We start from the raw sequence: 16122 nt of genomic DNA on the forward strand, positions 1-16122 counted from the left end.
ATTCAGCAGGGTGATCATGCAGTCGAAACTTTCTGGAGTAGATTCATCTGTTGTAATTGTTCCAACCGATCATGCAGATTAATCTCATTTTGATAAAGTCGTTCCAGACCCCAAAGATCCATAAAAACTCTTCCTTGCTTTAAATTCAAGCAGGCCTCCAATGTTTCTTCAACAGAGGAGAGAAGTGGATGAGAAAACTGCCCTGTCTGTTCCAGTTGTTCGAGTATACCGTTTCCAGAACGTGTCGGAATCAGAGAGCAGCAATCTATTCCCAGAGAAAAGGCGTATTCAACAGAACGAATGGCCCACTCAATTCCCTCTTGCTCATTCATGAATGGTGGCTTCAATAATATAAATGCTCTTATCTGAATGGAGTGGTTTAACAAAAATTCGACGGCTTTTGAGAAATTCTCTAGCGTCATTTGCTTGTTCAGAGCTTGTAAGACATTTTCGTGGATGGTTTCCAGTCCTAACGCGATTTCCAGTTGTCCGCTTATCATTTGTTGAAAGTCCAGGCAGTGCTGATTGCACAACAACGGATGGTTTTCAACGATCACTCTTTCAAAATTATGAACCTGAGAGGCAATACTCGGAATGTCTTTTTCTGGAATCGCTTTGCGATCAAAGAAGTTACCGCTGTTATACAGTTTCACTTGTTTAGCCGGTGGCAGTCTCTGAAGGGCATAGTCGATTTGATGTGTGATCATACCTGGAGTAAGTGTCTCGTCCAATGTGTTTTGCCAGAGATCACACATCAGACATTGAAAAGGACACTCACGGTTTGTAAGAAAGATCGTAGATATTTCAGTCAGGGCTCCATCTGAATCGCACTCTGTTTCATTTAAGAAAGCATAAGGTATTTCGGGAGATACCTGATTTTTAGCAGAGCGGGCCGCTTGAATTTGCTGATTCGTAAATGAGGGAAGAATGTGATCCATGCCAGGTAGTGCTTTGAGCCTCGTTTCTCTATTGGTAAAGCGATAAAAGCGTTTGTCGATATTCATTCTCTGTATCAGAGAATACTGATTCGAAAGAATCGTGATTTAGAGTCCCCTCTTGAAAACGACGTTTGGGATAGACTGGCATGGACAGACCAGTAATCTGCTTGATTCCTCTACATACAATATCACCTTTGAGGGCATATAGTTTGTTGTGATCCCAATTTGTCAACTCGATAAAGGGGATTCCTTCCGCAACTTCAATGACATTGGGTAATGCATAAGGGCTAAATCCTTGAAATCCAAGACTTCGAGCAGGTGCATAGGTTCGAACGTGTCCACGGCTCTGGCCCCCCGAATAAGTTAACGAATGCTTGACAGCTTCAACTCCCCAGCCTTCCTGGTAGAGCATCAAATTATTGAGCACACTGCGTATAGTAAGCTCAGGATTCGCTTCGATAGGGTAGTCTTTCAGATTCTCGTCTCCTCCATCGCCGTCGACCAAATGGATCCAACGTGGATAAAGGGTACGGATTTTTTTGCACAAAGCGTAAGTCATCGTTGCAGCTTGAACATCAAGTGATTTATAGTCTTCCAGAACTTTCACTGTTTCTTCAAAGTCCAGGCTACTGCGAGGGACTTCCAGCACTTCGAGAAACAGATTCAAATTCATCTGTTCCAGAAACTGATATGCTTGTTGGCAATCACTGCCTTCCCCATCTATGGAAAGAGAAAACGCTTTGAGACGGGAAGGCGATTCATTGCGCGAAATCAGTGCATGGTATACCAACAGGAAGAGGGCGCCACTGTCAATGCCTCCGGAAAAGAGCACGCCGATAGGCTCAACTGGAGGAATAGAGTCTAGCCATTTATGAATTTCCTCAGAGACCGTCCCGATATACTGTTTTCCAATTTCATCTAACTGATTTGGAAGAGAGTTTCGAGTGGGAGTAAAGAATCGAGTTGTCTTGGGATTGGGGTCAGGGCAGCCAAGTAATTGTAGCTCAAGAATGTAATGCGCGGGAACCATTCTTGTATAGGAAGGATGAAATTGTGTGTCGAGCCCTTCACTTTTGAGAAACTCATATATTTCGTCAATTCTTTCAGCAACGACGAGACATGGTCCCTCAGCGCGTTTCGCCAGAAAAAATCTCATTGGTCTACCGATAGACCGGGCCATCCGAATACAAGTACCCTCTTTATGAATCAGAGCAAATTGACCTTCGATTTCCCTTACAGCCTCTGGTGAACCTGTTGCCACTCGCTCTGTTGCCTCTTCAAAAGTCATATTGAAGAGAAGATTTGCTTGAGGATCCAGCAAATTAACAAGTCGTTCCACGTATTCTTCATGAATCATTAAATCTAATCCTGAGATTTAATTGAGGTTGTTCGCGATGCTCTGAACTACTCAAAAATTTTATGAACCACCACAACAAATGAAAACTCTTGGTGGGTGAAACCTCTGTATTTAAAAAAGAATTTGATGTCTTTCGATTATTGTTCATAGGTCGAACAGTCGCTGTTAAAGCACGTAATGAGTTAAAAATGAGAGCTATAAATGAAAAATAGAGTTGAGAGATTTGCTCCAGTCTGGTACTTTTTCAATATATAGGAGAATACTTATGAGTAGTCGTTCATCTCATGCTGATAATTTGTTTTGTAATAGCCTTTCGAGGCGTCACTTTTTGCAACTTGGCTCCTTTGGCATAGCGGGGGGAGTATCTCTATCGCATCGATTCGAGTTAGAAGCAAAACTAGCAAAAAAAATGAGTCAGCAGTCGGTTGTGATGATTTACTTGCCGGGTGGGCCGACTCAATTCGAAACATTTGACCCCAAACCGAATGCACCCGCGGAGATTCGTGGTTCTTTTTCACCAAGCCAGTCAAAAGTACCGGGGATCCAGTACTGTGAATTGCTCCCTCAGTTGTCAGCTATTGCAGACAAGTTCTCAGTTATACGCACATTGGTTGGTATGGAAAATCGGCATGAATCCTTTCAATGTTATACAGGCCGACCCGGTGGGATGACTACTGATGGCGAGCCTGCGGGAGGCTGGCCGACCTTGGGTTCGATCGTTTCCAAGGTATTAGGACCAGGCAAAGAAGGGATGATTCCCTATGTCGATGCGGCCCCGAAGATGAGCTACGGCCCTTACAATAATAACGGAAGTCATTTGCAGGGTAACCCTTCGTGGCCCGGGTTTACCGGTTATAAACATGTTCCTTTTGCGCTCGAAGGCGAAGTGAAATCTGATTTGGTATTAAATGGCATTGATGTCTCGCGATTAAACGACCGCCGAGAATTGTTACAATCATTCAAAGATCGTCAGCAATACTTTGAAGTCGATGGCAGTGATAATTTTCAAAAGCAAGCTTTTCAAATGCTGACATCTGGTCGTTTTGCAGAAGCGATGGACTTGGAAAAAGAACCCAGATCAGTCCGTGATCGATATGGTGAATTACAGAAAACAGATCCCAGTTTTGGAGGCGCTCCTCAAAGTCCGCAGCAATTGTTATTAGCGCGTCGTTTGATCGAAGCTGGCGTGCGTTGTGTTACTGTAGCCTTCGGTGCCTGGGATTGGCATGCGAATCGGGAAGGGACAATCGAGTATTTATCAAAAAGATATCTACCTGTGTTTGATCAGGCTATAGCCGTATTTCTACAAGATCTGGATGAGCGGGGACTGTTAGAGCATACGACAGTCGTAGTGTGGGGAGAATTTGGCCGTACTCCGCGTATCAACGCTAAGGGAGGTCGTGATCATTGGCCTGGAACACAATCTGTTTTACTGGCTGGTGGAGGAATACAAGGAGGGCGTATTGTTGGCCAAACAGATCAATCAGGTGGTGTTCCCATTAATCGTCCAGTTCATGTGCAGGAAATCTTTGCCACGCTATTCAATAATCTTGGCATTAATACACAAACAACTCAGATTACCGACTTGTCAGGCCGACCCCGCTATTTGCTTGACGATAATCGACAGCCTGTACGTGAGCTATATTAACAGGACGTCTCTTCTATAGACTTCTAATTCCTTAAAGTTGTTTATAAGTTAATTCTTGTCATGGCTTACTAACGGAACAGTGCGTGAAGCGTTGACGCCTCAGTATTTTCGAATATACTGCAGACATTACTGAAACAGTTTGTCCCGCGCCAGGGCATCAGTCAAAAAACCACTCTTTGTGCGCTCGAGACGCAATCATGTGTTTCCACATATCTTGCGCAGTGCCTCATTTCATTTTTTCAAAAGACAAGTAATTATGCTCAATCGAGAAGCACCTCGGCTTTCGCCTCCCAGGTCCCTGAAAGCAAATTCCGCACATTATAGTGAACAATTCCGACAGGCTTTGGGGCTTGATGAAAATGGGAATGCAACATGTAATGAAGATCGGGATGAAATTTTACGATATCTGAATCTTCAACTGATTGCCAACGGATACCCGGCCGCCTTAACAGACGCTGATCGAACATTTATCGATATCGCAAAGGGTTTTTTGGATAACCACCGTCAAAAAAATCGATTGTTAGCGAATCATCGCTGCCCCATTGATCAACGGATTGAAAACTTTTTGCAGTCACACTTTAGTGATGTTGCAGGTTCAGAAAATCTGAAGCTACCGAATCGGTCATTGGTATTAGATCGATTCGGACTGGCGCGCGAGCTTTCTCTTCCGATGGATTGTGATGAATTCACGAGTGATTTGGTGAAATCTTATCGCGTCAAAAATGGAGTGTTGCACAATCCGAAGCATGATCGGCGTACAACCAGTGGTACGTTTCATATTGCCGAAGGCGGATTGCCTGTTCCTGGCGATAAGCGCGCAGTTCCGCGTGAGACATTCGTAAAATTATTTCTCAACGCCATGAACCCTCCTGAGAAAATGATGTTATTTCCATTTACATCGAAGCTGCCAGAGCCAGCATTAGGCTGGGCTTCATTGATGCTAAGACCGATTGTCTGTCCTGAGGTGATGGGGGTGACACCGGAAAAGCGGATGGAGATACGGTTCTTCGCTCCGGGAACTTTGGTGAGCAATTTGGATTTTGTTGAGTCAATTTTTGGAAATGCAGGGGATCCTTTTGTTCCGGAAAATGATGCAGGTCTGGATGTCATGCATTGGACAGGGCATACCGGTGCTGTCATTTTAGCACCTCATCTGATTTCCCTTAAAAAACACGAAGTAGGGTTACCGCATTGGGACGATGCCACCGAACGTCAACGTCATGATGGCATGTGCTGGAAGGAAAAAGACGAACTCTACAACGATGGTCAGGCTTTCAAATTGGCTTGTCGTACGGAGGCGGGGGTGGTTGTGACTCTGATCGCCGATAACTATTTTGGTTATTGTAAAAAAGAAGTGAAGACTCAAATCAGTTATTCTGCCAACTTATTTGGAAATGCTGAAGAAGAGCATGCTGGTGGAACACTTGCGTATCCCAGTTACAACCTGGGAGAAGGATTTCAAGTCAATAGTGTTCGCTATAATGGTCGAACATTTGATGATGTGATGCGCGATTATGGAGAGCATATCGAAGGACAAGAGGCAGGCTATGGAGTAGACCGGCGCTACCCTGATTTAATTTATATTCCTGAGGACGCTTATGCTAGCCTTCCTGAGCAATGCATCCGCTGGGAACGAGAAGGGGAGAAACATTCGATCCCACTTCTACCGGGTCGTGTTTACATGGCACCTTCTGGTTATCATTTGCGCATGGAGAAGCATCCCGCCGCACCTTCCTGGAGGATTGTCGGGACTACGGGTGAAGGAATCTTCTGTCACAAACCTTGTACGGTTTCAGGTGGTGGTAAGAGTGAAATCAGCAAGTCGCTTTTAGATTACATGCTTTATGGACCCGTGTTTGTATCTGATTATGAAACAGACATGGAATATGTGCGACAAATTATTGAGAAGGATTATTCCGATCGTTGGTTGGAACCATTACCAGAAGGTCATCCTGACCTACGTCCCAGTCGCCGGGTGCTGGATCAGGATCGCTCACTTGGTAGTGTGATTAAGTTGCTAACTCCCTCTGCTGCCTACACATCAGAATTTAACGACTGGTTAAATGCAATTCCTGATCATATTCGGGCATTGGTCTTTATTATTAAACGAATCTATTGGTCCAATTGGGGTGACGACTGGGCCGGTCACTTTGGTGTTGATATCGTGAATGGAACGCATGGGCATGAATTAAAGTACCGCGAGAGAAAACTTGTGGGAACCTATTTACGAGTTGGTTTGTTTTCTCTACTGGGGTGGCGCACTTTCAAAGTACGACAAGATTTTATTGCTTCCATGAAGATTCAAACAGAAGACGATATCAGTGCCTCCGTTACCGTACCATCACGTGCACTCAATCATTTGGCAGAAGGCGAAAGTGGATTTAGTTGTAAATTTGTAATCAATAGTGAGTATCGTTTATTTCAACGGCCAGATGATGCCATCGTGAGGGGGCTTGATAAACAGACTGAAGCCGATCTCTCCCGGCCTGGAAATTTTATCTCCAATTTCGAGCCGCTGACTAATCAACAAGTACGTGAAATGAGTAAATATGTCGTTGACTTCGACGCATTCAGTCCTCCCATGCAGGAGATGTTACGGGCGGCTGAAGAGTCAAACAGCAGTTATGTCGTTTGTTCAGCTAATCCACGTCAAATTGATGGGAAACCTACCAAAAATCCGCGTTATCTTCAGACACGTTCTGACTTGGTCAAACCATTTCACACGTATGTGGCCAAGATGGCTACGCGCCTGTTCCGGGCTGTTCCTACAGACGAGCCAGTACACAATCCTGTGAATGCGATAATGGTGGGACGTCGTAACAACCCACCTGATCGAGAAAAAGGTATTCGCAGTCTTGCAGTGTACTCACCGATTCATTATCAGGAACTACCTGAGTTATTTATGGATTTTATCTGTTCGTTGACTGGGAAAAGTCCTTCGACAACCGGGGCAGGCAGTGAAGGTGCTTTGACAAAAGGACCATTCAATGCGCTACGTCCCGCTGCTGATCTGAATAGTGCCCTGGTTGGATTCATATTAACAGGGTATGCAGGTTTTTCGACAGCCGCCGGTCATATTGGTCCCAATGTGCGTGTAGATCATGATATCAGCCTTTTGATTCCTGAAATCTGGTGTCGAATGCAGCCAGAGGAACGTGATCCAAAGTATCTGATCAGTGAAGGCTTACTGGAACCAATTTTAGACTTTGAACATCATGGCGAATCCATTCCTGCGAGCCGATTAGGGTACCGAATTACTGAGAAATTCCTGACTCGATTCTTTGGTCGCGTATTTGATAATCCGGCTTCAGTTTTTGATGAGACAATTTTAAAGCCAGAAAAGCAAGATCTCGATTCCTTCGTGGATGGTATACAGTATATTGCCGAGGCTCATCAACGTGTTGCATTACAATACATTGAGGATCATGCTTATGAAGAGGCTTGTCCTCCACTACAGGCCATTCTCTCAATTATGGCCCACGGTGCATGGCAGGGTTATACGATCCATGACTCCGAAGTGCGTACGTTGTTCACACGCAAATCGTTGCTCAAGAGTGAATGGTATCAAGCACGGCTTGTGGCACGACAGAAATGTGAAGTTTCACTGTTAAAACGTCACATGGAATACCTCGATGAGTTTTCCAGGCATCCTGGCTATGAGAGAGAAGTGGAGCGTTTACACATTTCTGAAAGACGAAAGTGGGTCGAACAACGGCTTTTGCATACTTCAAATTCAGAATATTTGAACGAGCTGGTTGGCATGATTGGAGCCCAACCAGTGGAAGATTTGAATCGCTCTGCCGAATAAAAAGCATGTCGTATGCTGTTTCTCTATTCAGATGATTTGCTAGAATGCCCTTGATATTATTACAAGCATGTATAGTACATCGTTGTGATTGATATCGTGCCACTGTTAGCTTGTCTGATCATGTACGGGTCTCCTTATTCATAAAGACGACATGAGTCCCACGGCTTTAAATGTGACAAAACAGATACCATTTTTAAAAGAGTACAGGTTTTATATGTCTAATCGCTCTGCTCGAATTGAAGCTCTCTACAATGCGATCCAGGAACGGATTCTGATTCTGGATGGAGCGATGGGGACGATGATCCAGAATTATAAACTCAAAGAAGCAGATTATAGGGGAGAACGCTTTGCAGATTATCATATGGATATTGCAGGCAACAACGACTTGCTCTCGTTGACACAGCCACAGATTATCCAGGACATCCACCGTGAATACCTGGAAGCGGGAGCTGATATTCTGGAAACCAATACGTTTAACGGGACTCGATTATCGCAAAGCGATTATGAAATGGAGTCGCTGGTTCATGAACTAAATTTAGCATCAGCACAACTGGCGCGCACCGCTGCAGATGAAATGACCGCGAAAACACCAGACAAACCACGCTGGGTTGCTGGTGTTCTGGGTCCCACCAGTCGTACCTGTTCAATTTCACCTGATGTCAATGATCCGGGAGCTCGCAACGTTACCTATGACGAACTTGTCGAAAACTATTTAGAATCCATTGATGGACTTGTCAAAGGGGGAGCAGATTTACTTCTGATCGAGACGATATTCGATACTCTGAACGCTAAGGCTGCAGTCTATGCGGTGCGCACTTATTTTCAGCGCGAACAAGTCGAGTTACCAATAATGATCTCCGGTACGATTACGGATGCATCCGGTCGCACGTTGTCGGGACAGACCACGGAAGCTTTCTGGAATTCTCTGGCACATGCCAAGCCGTTTTCTATTGGACTCAACTGTGCTCTGGGGGCCCAAGAGCTAAGACAATATGTTAAAGAACTATCTCGTGTCGCTGATACCTATGTCTCCGCTCATCCTAATGCTGGCTTACCCAATGAATTTGGTGAATATGATCAAACGGCTTCCGAAATGGCAACCATCGTAGATGAATTCGCCAGCAGCGGGTTTGTTAATATTTTGGGAGGATGTTGTGGGACGACTCCGGCACACATCAAAGCGATTACAGAATCGATGGCAAATCATCCTCCTCGTAAAGTGCCAGAGATTGAACCTGCTTTACGTCTTTCGGGACTGGAACCGTTTAATGTGACAAAAGACAGTTTGTTTGTAAATGTGGGTGAGCGTTGTAATGTAACCGGTTCAGCCCGTTTCAAACGTTTGATAAAAGAAGAGGATTACGACACGGCATTGGAAGTGGCTTTACAGCAAGTACAAAACGGTGCAGATGTTATGGATGTCAACATGGATGAGGGCATGCTGGATGCAGTTGCTGCCATGACATCTTTTCTGAATCTGGTTGCAACGGAACCGGAAATTGCCCGTGTCCCTGTAATGGTAGACTCGTCTAAATGGGACGTCATTGAAGCTGGATTAAAATGCATTCAAGGCAAGCCAATTGTAAACTCCATTAGTCTTAAAGAAGGAGAAGCGGAATTCTTTGAGAGGGCACGGCAGTGTCAACTTTATGGAGCGGCTGTGGTGGTCATGGCATTTGACGAGGAAGGACAGGCTGATACCAGACAAAGAAAAATTGAAATTTGTGAACGATCTTATCGCTTGCTAGTTGAAGAAATTGGATTTGCTCCACAGGACATTATTTTTGATCCTAACATTTTTGCTGTTGCGACGGGTATTGAAGAACATAATAACTATGCCGTTGATTTTATTGAGGCTACAGACTGGATCCGAAAAAATTTACCTCATGCAAGTGTGTCAGGCGGAGTGTCGAATGTGTCGTTCTCATTCCGGGGTAATAACCCGGTCCGCGAAGCCATTCATTCAGTTTTCCTCTATCACGCAATTCGTGTTGGCATGAATATGGGTATTGTGAATGCCAGCCAATTGGCTGTTTATGATAACCTGCCTACAGAACTCAAAGACAAAGTGGAAGACGTTATTCTGAATCGCACACCCGAGGGGACAGAAGCGCTGCTGGATATTGCAGAACGTTTTCGTGGAGATGGTTCGACTGGTTCTGCTAAAACAGAAGATTTGTCATGGCGCGAGTTGCCTGTCCAAAAACGGATTGAACACGCACTAGTAAGGGGAATATCAACATATATTGTAGAAGATGCTGAGGAAGCGCGCCAGGAGTTGAATCGACCGCTCGATGTCATTGAAGGTCCATTGATGGATGGAATGAATGTGGTGGGCGATTTGTTTGGGGCTGGTAAAATGTTTCTGCCTCAAGTTGTGAAATCGGCACGTGTAATGAAACAGGCTGTTGCTTATTTACAACCTTTTATTGAGGAAGAAAAAGAAGAAGGAGACAGCCAATCAAACGGGCGGATTTTAATGGCAACGGTCAAAGGGGATGTTCACGATATTGGTAAAAATATCGTGGGTGTTGTTCTGCAATGTAATAACTTTGAAGTCATCGATCTGGGCGTTATGGTTCCTTGTGAGACGATTTTACAAACCGCACGTGAAAAGGAATGCGATATTATTGGACTTTCAGGGCTGATTACTCCCTCGCTGGATGAAATGGTGACGGTGGCCAGTGAGCTCGAGAGGCAAGAGATGAATTTGCCTTTATTAATTGGGGGAGCAACAACATCCAAGGCACATACAGCGGTTAAGATTGACCCTCAGTATAATAGGAATCAGGTTGTGTACGTCCCCGATGCGTCTCGTGCTGTTGGTGTTGCGGCTTCGTTGATGTCAGATGAATTATACGATAATTATGTGAAGCAGATTCAAGACGAGTACGTGACAGTTCGAGAACGGGTTGCCAACCGCAAGCCACAGGGAGCACCTGTTTCTTATGACGAAGCCATGAAACAAGGCTTTCAAATTGATTGGGAGAATTACACACCTCCGGCTCCCACGTTTACAGGGACGAAAGTGCTTTACAATTATCCGTTAGAAAAATTGGTGGATTATATTGACTGGACGCCATTTTTTATCAGTTGGGATCTTGTTGGGAAATATCCGAAGATTTTTGATGATGAAGTTGTAGGTGAAGCGGCACGCGAACTCTATGCAAACGCACAGACAATGTTGAAGAAAATCATTGATGAGAAACTACTGACGGCACGTGCGGTGATTGGTTTCTGGCCCGCTAACCAGGTCAATGGAGAAGATATTGAACTCTATGAGAATCAGAATCACAGTCAAGTGATTGCCCGATTGCATCATATTCGTCAGCAAGTTCGAAAAAGGGGGCAGGAAGAGAAACCCCTTATGTCACTGGCCGATTTTATTGCTCCTCAAGAGAGTAAAAAGACAGACTATATTGGTGGTTTTGTAGTTACTGCTGGCATCGGTGCTGAGGAGGTGGCAAAATCGTACGAACAGGAACATGATGATTATAGTAGTATTATGGTCAAAGCCTTGGCTGATCGGTTGGCAGAAGCGTTTGCCGAGCATTTGCACGAACGAGTTCGAAAAGAGTTCTGGGGTTATCATCCGGATGAGTCCCTGGAAAATCAGGATTTGATCAGAGAGGAGTATCGGGGAATCCGTCCTGCACCAGGTTATCCAGCCTGTCCGGACCATACTGAGAAGGATACGTTGTTTAAGTTGTTGAATGCAGAAGAGGAAATCGGAGTTAAACTAACAGAACACTTTGCTATGTACCCGGCAGCAGCAGTCTCTGGCTGGTATTTTTCTCATCCCGATTCGCGTTATTTCCATACGGGTAAAATTGACAAAGATCAATTGACGTCATTGGCAGAACGCAAAGGCATGAACATCGAAGAGATGACTCGCTGGTTACGTCCTGTGCTCATGGATGATAAATAATTATAAGTTTGTTATTTTGTTTCCTGTATTTGAATGCCTCTTTCATGTTCCTGATTGGGTTCCCATTTTTTTGTGATTTCATCAGTTGTTAGCTGGTCTTCAGACTGAAGTATTCTGCCCAGAACAAACCAGAAATCGGAAAGTCGATTCAGGTAGAGCGTCACCGCGGGATTGATCGCCTCTTCAATGTCCCATACCAAAGTCTCAGCTTGTCTGATCGTCGTTCGAATATCGTGAGCCAGTAAAACGCGCAAGCTGCCTTGAGGTAAAATGAACGAATCCAGCGGTTCCAGAGTCGGAGTGAGTTTTGAGATCAGTTTCGTGATTTCTTCTGCTTTTTCGACAGGGAAGCGTACGATGGTCTCTTCTGATTTGATAGGAGTGCTCAAGTCCGAACCGAGGTCATACATCTCCTGTTGAAATGAATTTGCAAGTTGTTCCAGATTGAGCACACAGACTCCTTCTTCTGGAAGAGAGAGTTTTAATTGGTCTTGTCTACATTCATGAATGAAAAAACCTAGCTTTACAGATATAGTCTCAATCAGTGCCAGAGCTTTGATTCGAGTAGAAGCCTTAGATACGCGAGAACTATCGTTTAAATAGGTTTCCCCCTGATCACCAGTTTTTGTTACGATCATATTCAAATGAACTTTGCCTCGTTCTGACATTGTCTACATCCTCATTTTTTCTGAGTTTATTGGCTAAGTGAATCGTAATAAGAATACTGCTTGAACTCGAATCAGCACCCCATATTTCAAATGATAGTAGAGATCATCTAAAAAAAGAGGGAATTATTTTTTCGATATTTGAGCAATTGTCAAAAAATTTCTTCTGGTTTGAATTTTCAACGAAACTATAGGTAAAGACAGCGTTTTTCAGTCAAAGTCTAGATCAATATGAGACTTTACAAGCTTGGAAAGAGTCTATATACTTTCGTCCGAAGCCCTGATTCTTATGGAGTTTCTGGCTTTTGGAGAGGTGGCAGAGTGGCCGAATGCACCGGTCTTGAAAACCGGCGTGCCGCAAGGTACCGGGGGTTCGAATCCCCCCCTCTCCGTTTACTTTTACACATTCTTTTTATTTTAAATGAGTGTTGTAAAATAAGTTGCGTCCGCGAACCTGATTGGCACCGTTGAACTATGCCAATCAAATTTTTAGCGAGAAGAACTTTAGTTACTTTTCTTAGCACTGCTGGGGTTGATGTCTCCAGTTTTAGTAAAAAATTCCCACACTCAACATGAGTTGAAACTGCTGCTTCCTGGTTGACTAATGCGGGCCATTTGTCATTGTGATTCTCCGTCAGCCAGATGGTAATAACGATGCACTAGCTTCTCTCCGGTATCCAAGCCACTTCTAAGGATACGTTCTGCGATCCCAGCGTTGGCACAGACAGAGCAAAAGTAATGTCGAAGTGAGTGCCGCCGACCATCGGTCGTGTGTGTTAATGTTTCAAGCACATTCCTCAGATCGGCATGACTCAGAAATAATCGGCTATAACCAGACTTGGTAGAACGCCACTCACGCGAACTTTGTGGACGACTTGTACTTTCATCACTCAAAGTGATCATGCCTCTGTTGAGATCAATGTCAGACCAGTGGAGGTCAGCCAACTCGCTGATGCCGAGCCCTGTTGTCGATAGCGCGAGTACCGCTGATCGTAACCAAATCAATGTAGTTGCTTCACTGTCTTTCAAGATTACCTCAACCTCTTTAGGACGCCAGCAGTGAGTGAAAACTGTTTTTCTCGATACTGAATTTCTCTGCACCTGCGAATCTGAGTACTATAAAACCCACTGGTTTCAGCAAGATTTCTATTGGAAGCGCAAAAACAACTTCCCGATCTTCACTACTTTTTGTACCCAAAATGACCCGATTAGCGACAAAATCAGACCACAATTGGCCACGAATTAACCAACTCTCAGACAAAACTGCGCAAATCATATGCTTGCCTACCTCGCCTCGTTTGTAAGGGTTGCCGAAACTCAACCAACAAACCCTCCACCAACGAGAACACAAATGCAACAAGATGAACACCAAACACCACATCCCCGAACTCCTTTCCCGGACAATCAAAAAAAATCAATGTTCGAACGGATCGAACCATCTTCATACAGACAAAATAAATCCCGAGCGAAAAAGATTCTACCCGATATCACCCAGCAACGCGGAGATGAAAATCGGTCAGTGGTGATGTAAGAGCAGTGAGCGGAATTTCATGGGAGGATGACGTGAAAAAAGAGGTCGAAGAGTTCTTTGGCTTTCAAAAGACCAGGCCAGAATGACATTCCCTCCATACCAGAATAAAAAAAGGAATTTTAGCGTAGTCTATAAAGCAACATTAAATGGACCTGACACTGACACTTTTTTCTTTCTAGTTTGTTGATGCAGATGAGCTGAAATAACGTCGACGGCAAAAAATAAACACAGTGTTTGGAGTAGGTAGCTGAATTCTTTAGTTATTTTCTGCCTTCGACGACTGTGTGTGATCACAATTCTATTTTCTTTCACATAAGCCAGGCCTCGATTCAAGTGATCTTTCCAACGCAGCTACTTCAAAGTGGAATAAAAGTTTGTTGGCTTTGTTCATATCAATCCCGCAGACCGAGTAAGGTACACTGTGTTCAAAAGAATAATAGGTAAACTGATTGGATTAGGATGTTTTGAAGAGCAAAACAGATAGCTTTCTTAATGAAATTAAGATTTGTTTAATCCTCAATTACTAGCGAGAAAATCAGTTTTAATAAAATTCTTCTATACGATTATAATTAAATTGTATTTTATTTTAATCAATTGTATATTAATAAACTCTTGTATTAAGTAATTTTAGAACACTTGGACTAATTTATTTTTAGAAGGGTGAATTATGAGAAACAAGCTATATTTGAGGGAAAAACCACATCTTTGTGGCTTCACTTTGATTGAATTGTTGGTCGTAATAGCGATCATTGCGATTTTGATTGCTTTGTTGTTGCCAGCAGTCCAGCAGGCCCGCGAGGCAGCAAGGCGGACTCAATGCAAAAACAACCTGAAACAAATTGGTTTGGCGCTGCACAACTACCACGATGCGCACAATGCGTTTCCCCAGGTTGCGACCTGGGGACGGTGGAACGGTTCGGCTTATGCAGCGTATCACCACACAGGGATCGCCGCGATTCTACCGTATCTCGACCAGGCTCCATTATACAATCAGATCGACTTTAATCTTCCTGCTTGGGGACAACCTCACCTGGAGAGACAACTTCCTGCCTTGCGCTGTCCTACTGATACACCGGGCTTTGATACACCAGGTTCGACGCATGGAGTGGCCGTGACCAATTATGCATTTGCACACGGCTACGATTGGTGGTCGCGGGGCCGGCTTCACCGACAGGGCGGTACGGAGATTTGGTCCGGAGGTATTTTTACACCGCAAGCCTCCAGCCGAATCAAGGATATCATTGACGGGACTTCCAATACAGTGGCGGTCGGTGAGACCAGCACGTTGGGCTTTAAGGCCAATATCGTCAACGGTGTCAATCAAACACCACAACACACATGCGGGACGGGCGTGATACGACAAGGGGCGGGAGAATCAGTCTTTCGTGCTGCTTTTGTGGCTGGTTCATTCACGGATGCGATGCATGCCGGAGGGCAGGACCTGAATGGTCAGGTCTACGTTAATCCGGATGGTAGTGCGATTAGCGGGTGGTTCCGTGCAGGCCCACACTTACTGGCGCCTCACTTTCAAAGTTCGTGGGGAATTAATACAGATTGGCCCGGCGCCAGTAGTCAGCATGTAGGGGGCATACAAGTAACAATGGCAGACGGTGCAGTGCGGTTCGTGAGTGAAAATATAGACTGGTTGGTTTGGAACGGTCTAAATACCTCCCATAACTCTGAAATTATTGGAGAATTTTAACAATGCGATTCACCTATATGTTAATGGCTATGTTTGTGGCAGGTTGTGGCGGCGGCGATGACAGACTTGAGGTTTACCCGACCACAGGACAGTTACTACTGGATGAGAAACCATTCGGTCCAACACAGGTTTTATTGGTTCCGTTAGGTACATCAGGAAAATCTGATGAGAAGACAGGGAAGTCTGTAGCTGGGACAGTTGACGAATCAGGCAAGATGTCCTTCACAACCTATGAGGGGGGAGATGGCATTCCAGCTGGAGAGTATCGTGTGGCCGTTGGACTTTCGATGACTAAGCCCCCACGCCCTTTCCCGGCCGTTTATCGAAATATGAAAGACAGTCCGCTCAAGGTAACAATTACCGAGCAGGAATTAAATGAACTGACCGTACAGATGGATTCGTCGGCTGGTCCGATGGTGAAACCACCTTCCTTCGGAGGAGCGGCGATGAGTAAATCGCTCCAGGATCCGGCCTTTTCGGCGGGAGCGCAACAGTAGTCGGGTTTGAAATAACTATTTCGCTTTGTATGTTCCCAAAATTCATTT

At 44.6% G+C, this 16122-nt stretch carries 9 protein-coding genes and 1 tRNA gene; 6 read left to right on the plus strand and 4 right to left on the minus strand.

The features are described 5' to 3' along the window. Positions 1 to 14 precede the first annotated feature (14 nt). Both V144x_RS13715 and V144x_RS13720 read right to left on the minus strand, forming a co-directional pair. Positions 15 to 1004: a radical SAM protein gene (locus V144x_RS13715; protein WP_232102811.1), complete on the minus strand. Its 990-nt coding sequence runs from the start codon at positions 1002 to 1004 to the stop codon at positions 15 to 17. Next, entirely contained in the window at positions 967 to 2295 is a 1329-nt protein-coding gene (locus V144x_RS13720; RefSeq protein WP_144985720.1) for an asparagine synthase-related protein, read from the minus strand. The genes V144x_RS13715 and V144x_RS13720 overlap by 38 nt, the downstream gene beginning before the upstream one ends. Before the next feature lie 265 nt (positions 2296 to 2560). Between V144x_RS13720 and V144x_RS13725 the strand changes: the two genes are divergently transcribed. The 3 genes from V144x_RS13725 to metH all read left to right on the plus strand — a co-directional run bounded on the left by V144x_RS13725 (position 2561) and on the right by metH (position 11679). Then, complete coding sequence (locus V144x_RS13725; RefSeq protein ID WP_144985721.1) at positions 2561 to 3943, plus strand: DUF1501 domain-containing protein; 1383 nt, start codon at positions 2561 to 2563, stop codon at positions 3941 to 3943. 256 nt (positions 3944 to 4199) lie between these two features. Then, a complete protein-coding gene (locus tag V144x_RS13730; RefSeq protein WP_144985722.1) occupies positions 4200 to 7751 on the plus strand; it encodes a hypothetical protein in 3552 nt (1183 codons plus the stop codon). A 214-nt stretch (positions 7752 to 7965) separates the two neighbouring features. Continuing rightward, positions 7966 to 11679 (plus strand): methionine synthase, encoded by a 3714-nt coding sequence (gene metH, locus V144x_RS13735; protein WP_144985723.1) that lies wholly within the window; start codon positions 7966 to 7968, stop codon positions 11677 to 11679. An 11-nt stretch (positions 11680 to 11690) separates the two neighbouring features. Here the strand turns inward: metH and V144x_RS13740 are convergent, their stop codons facing one another. Next, the gene (locus V144x_RS13740) at positions 11691 to 12347 is read right to left on the minus strand and encodes an ATP:cob(I)alamin adenosyltransferase (protein ID WP_144985724.1); all 657 of its coding nucleotides are present in this window, start codon (positions 12345 to 12347) and stop codon (positions 11691 to 11693) included. 304 nt (positions 12348 to 12651) lie between these two features. Here V144x_RS13740 and V144x_RS13745 point away from each other — a divergent pair. Beyond that, a tRNA-Ser gene (locus V144x_RS13745) sits at positions 12652 to 12736 on the plus strand. Positions 12737 to 12962: 226 nt separating this feature from the next. On the opposite strand, the gene V144x_RS13750 is transcribed toward V144x_RS13745, so the two are convergent. Further along, positions 12963 to 13445 (minus strand): tyrosine-type recombinase/integrase, encoded by a 483-nt coding sequence (locus tag V144x_RS13750; protein ID WP_144985725.1) that lies wholly within the window; start codon positions 13443 to 13445, stop codon positions 12963 to 12965. A 1097-nt stretch (positions 13446 to 14542) separates the two neighbouring features. Here V144x_RS13750 and V144x_RS13760 point away from each other — a divergent pair. Continuing rightward, positions 14543 to 15577: a DUF1559 domain-containing protein gene (locus tag V144x_RS13760; RefSeq protein WP_144990884.1), complete on the plus strand. Its 1035-nt coding sequence runs from the start codon at positions 14543 to 14545 to the stop codon at positions 15575 to 15577. Positions 15578 to 15579: 2 nt separating this feature from the next. Continuing rightward, positions 15580 to 16074, plus strand: a complete 495-nt coding sequence (locus V144x_RS13765; protein WP_144985727.1) for a hypothetical protein — start codon at positions 15580 to 15582, stop codon at positions 16072 to 16074. Positions 16075 to 16122 lie beyond the last annotated feature (48 nt).

The organism is Gimesia aquarii (assembly GCF_007748195.1).
Taxonomy (GTDB): Bacteria; Planctomycetota; Planctomycetia; order Planctomycetales; family Planctomycetaceae; genus Gimesia; species Gimesia aquarii.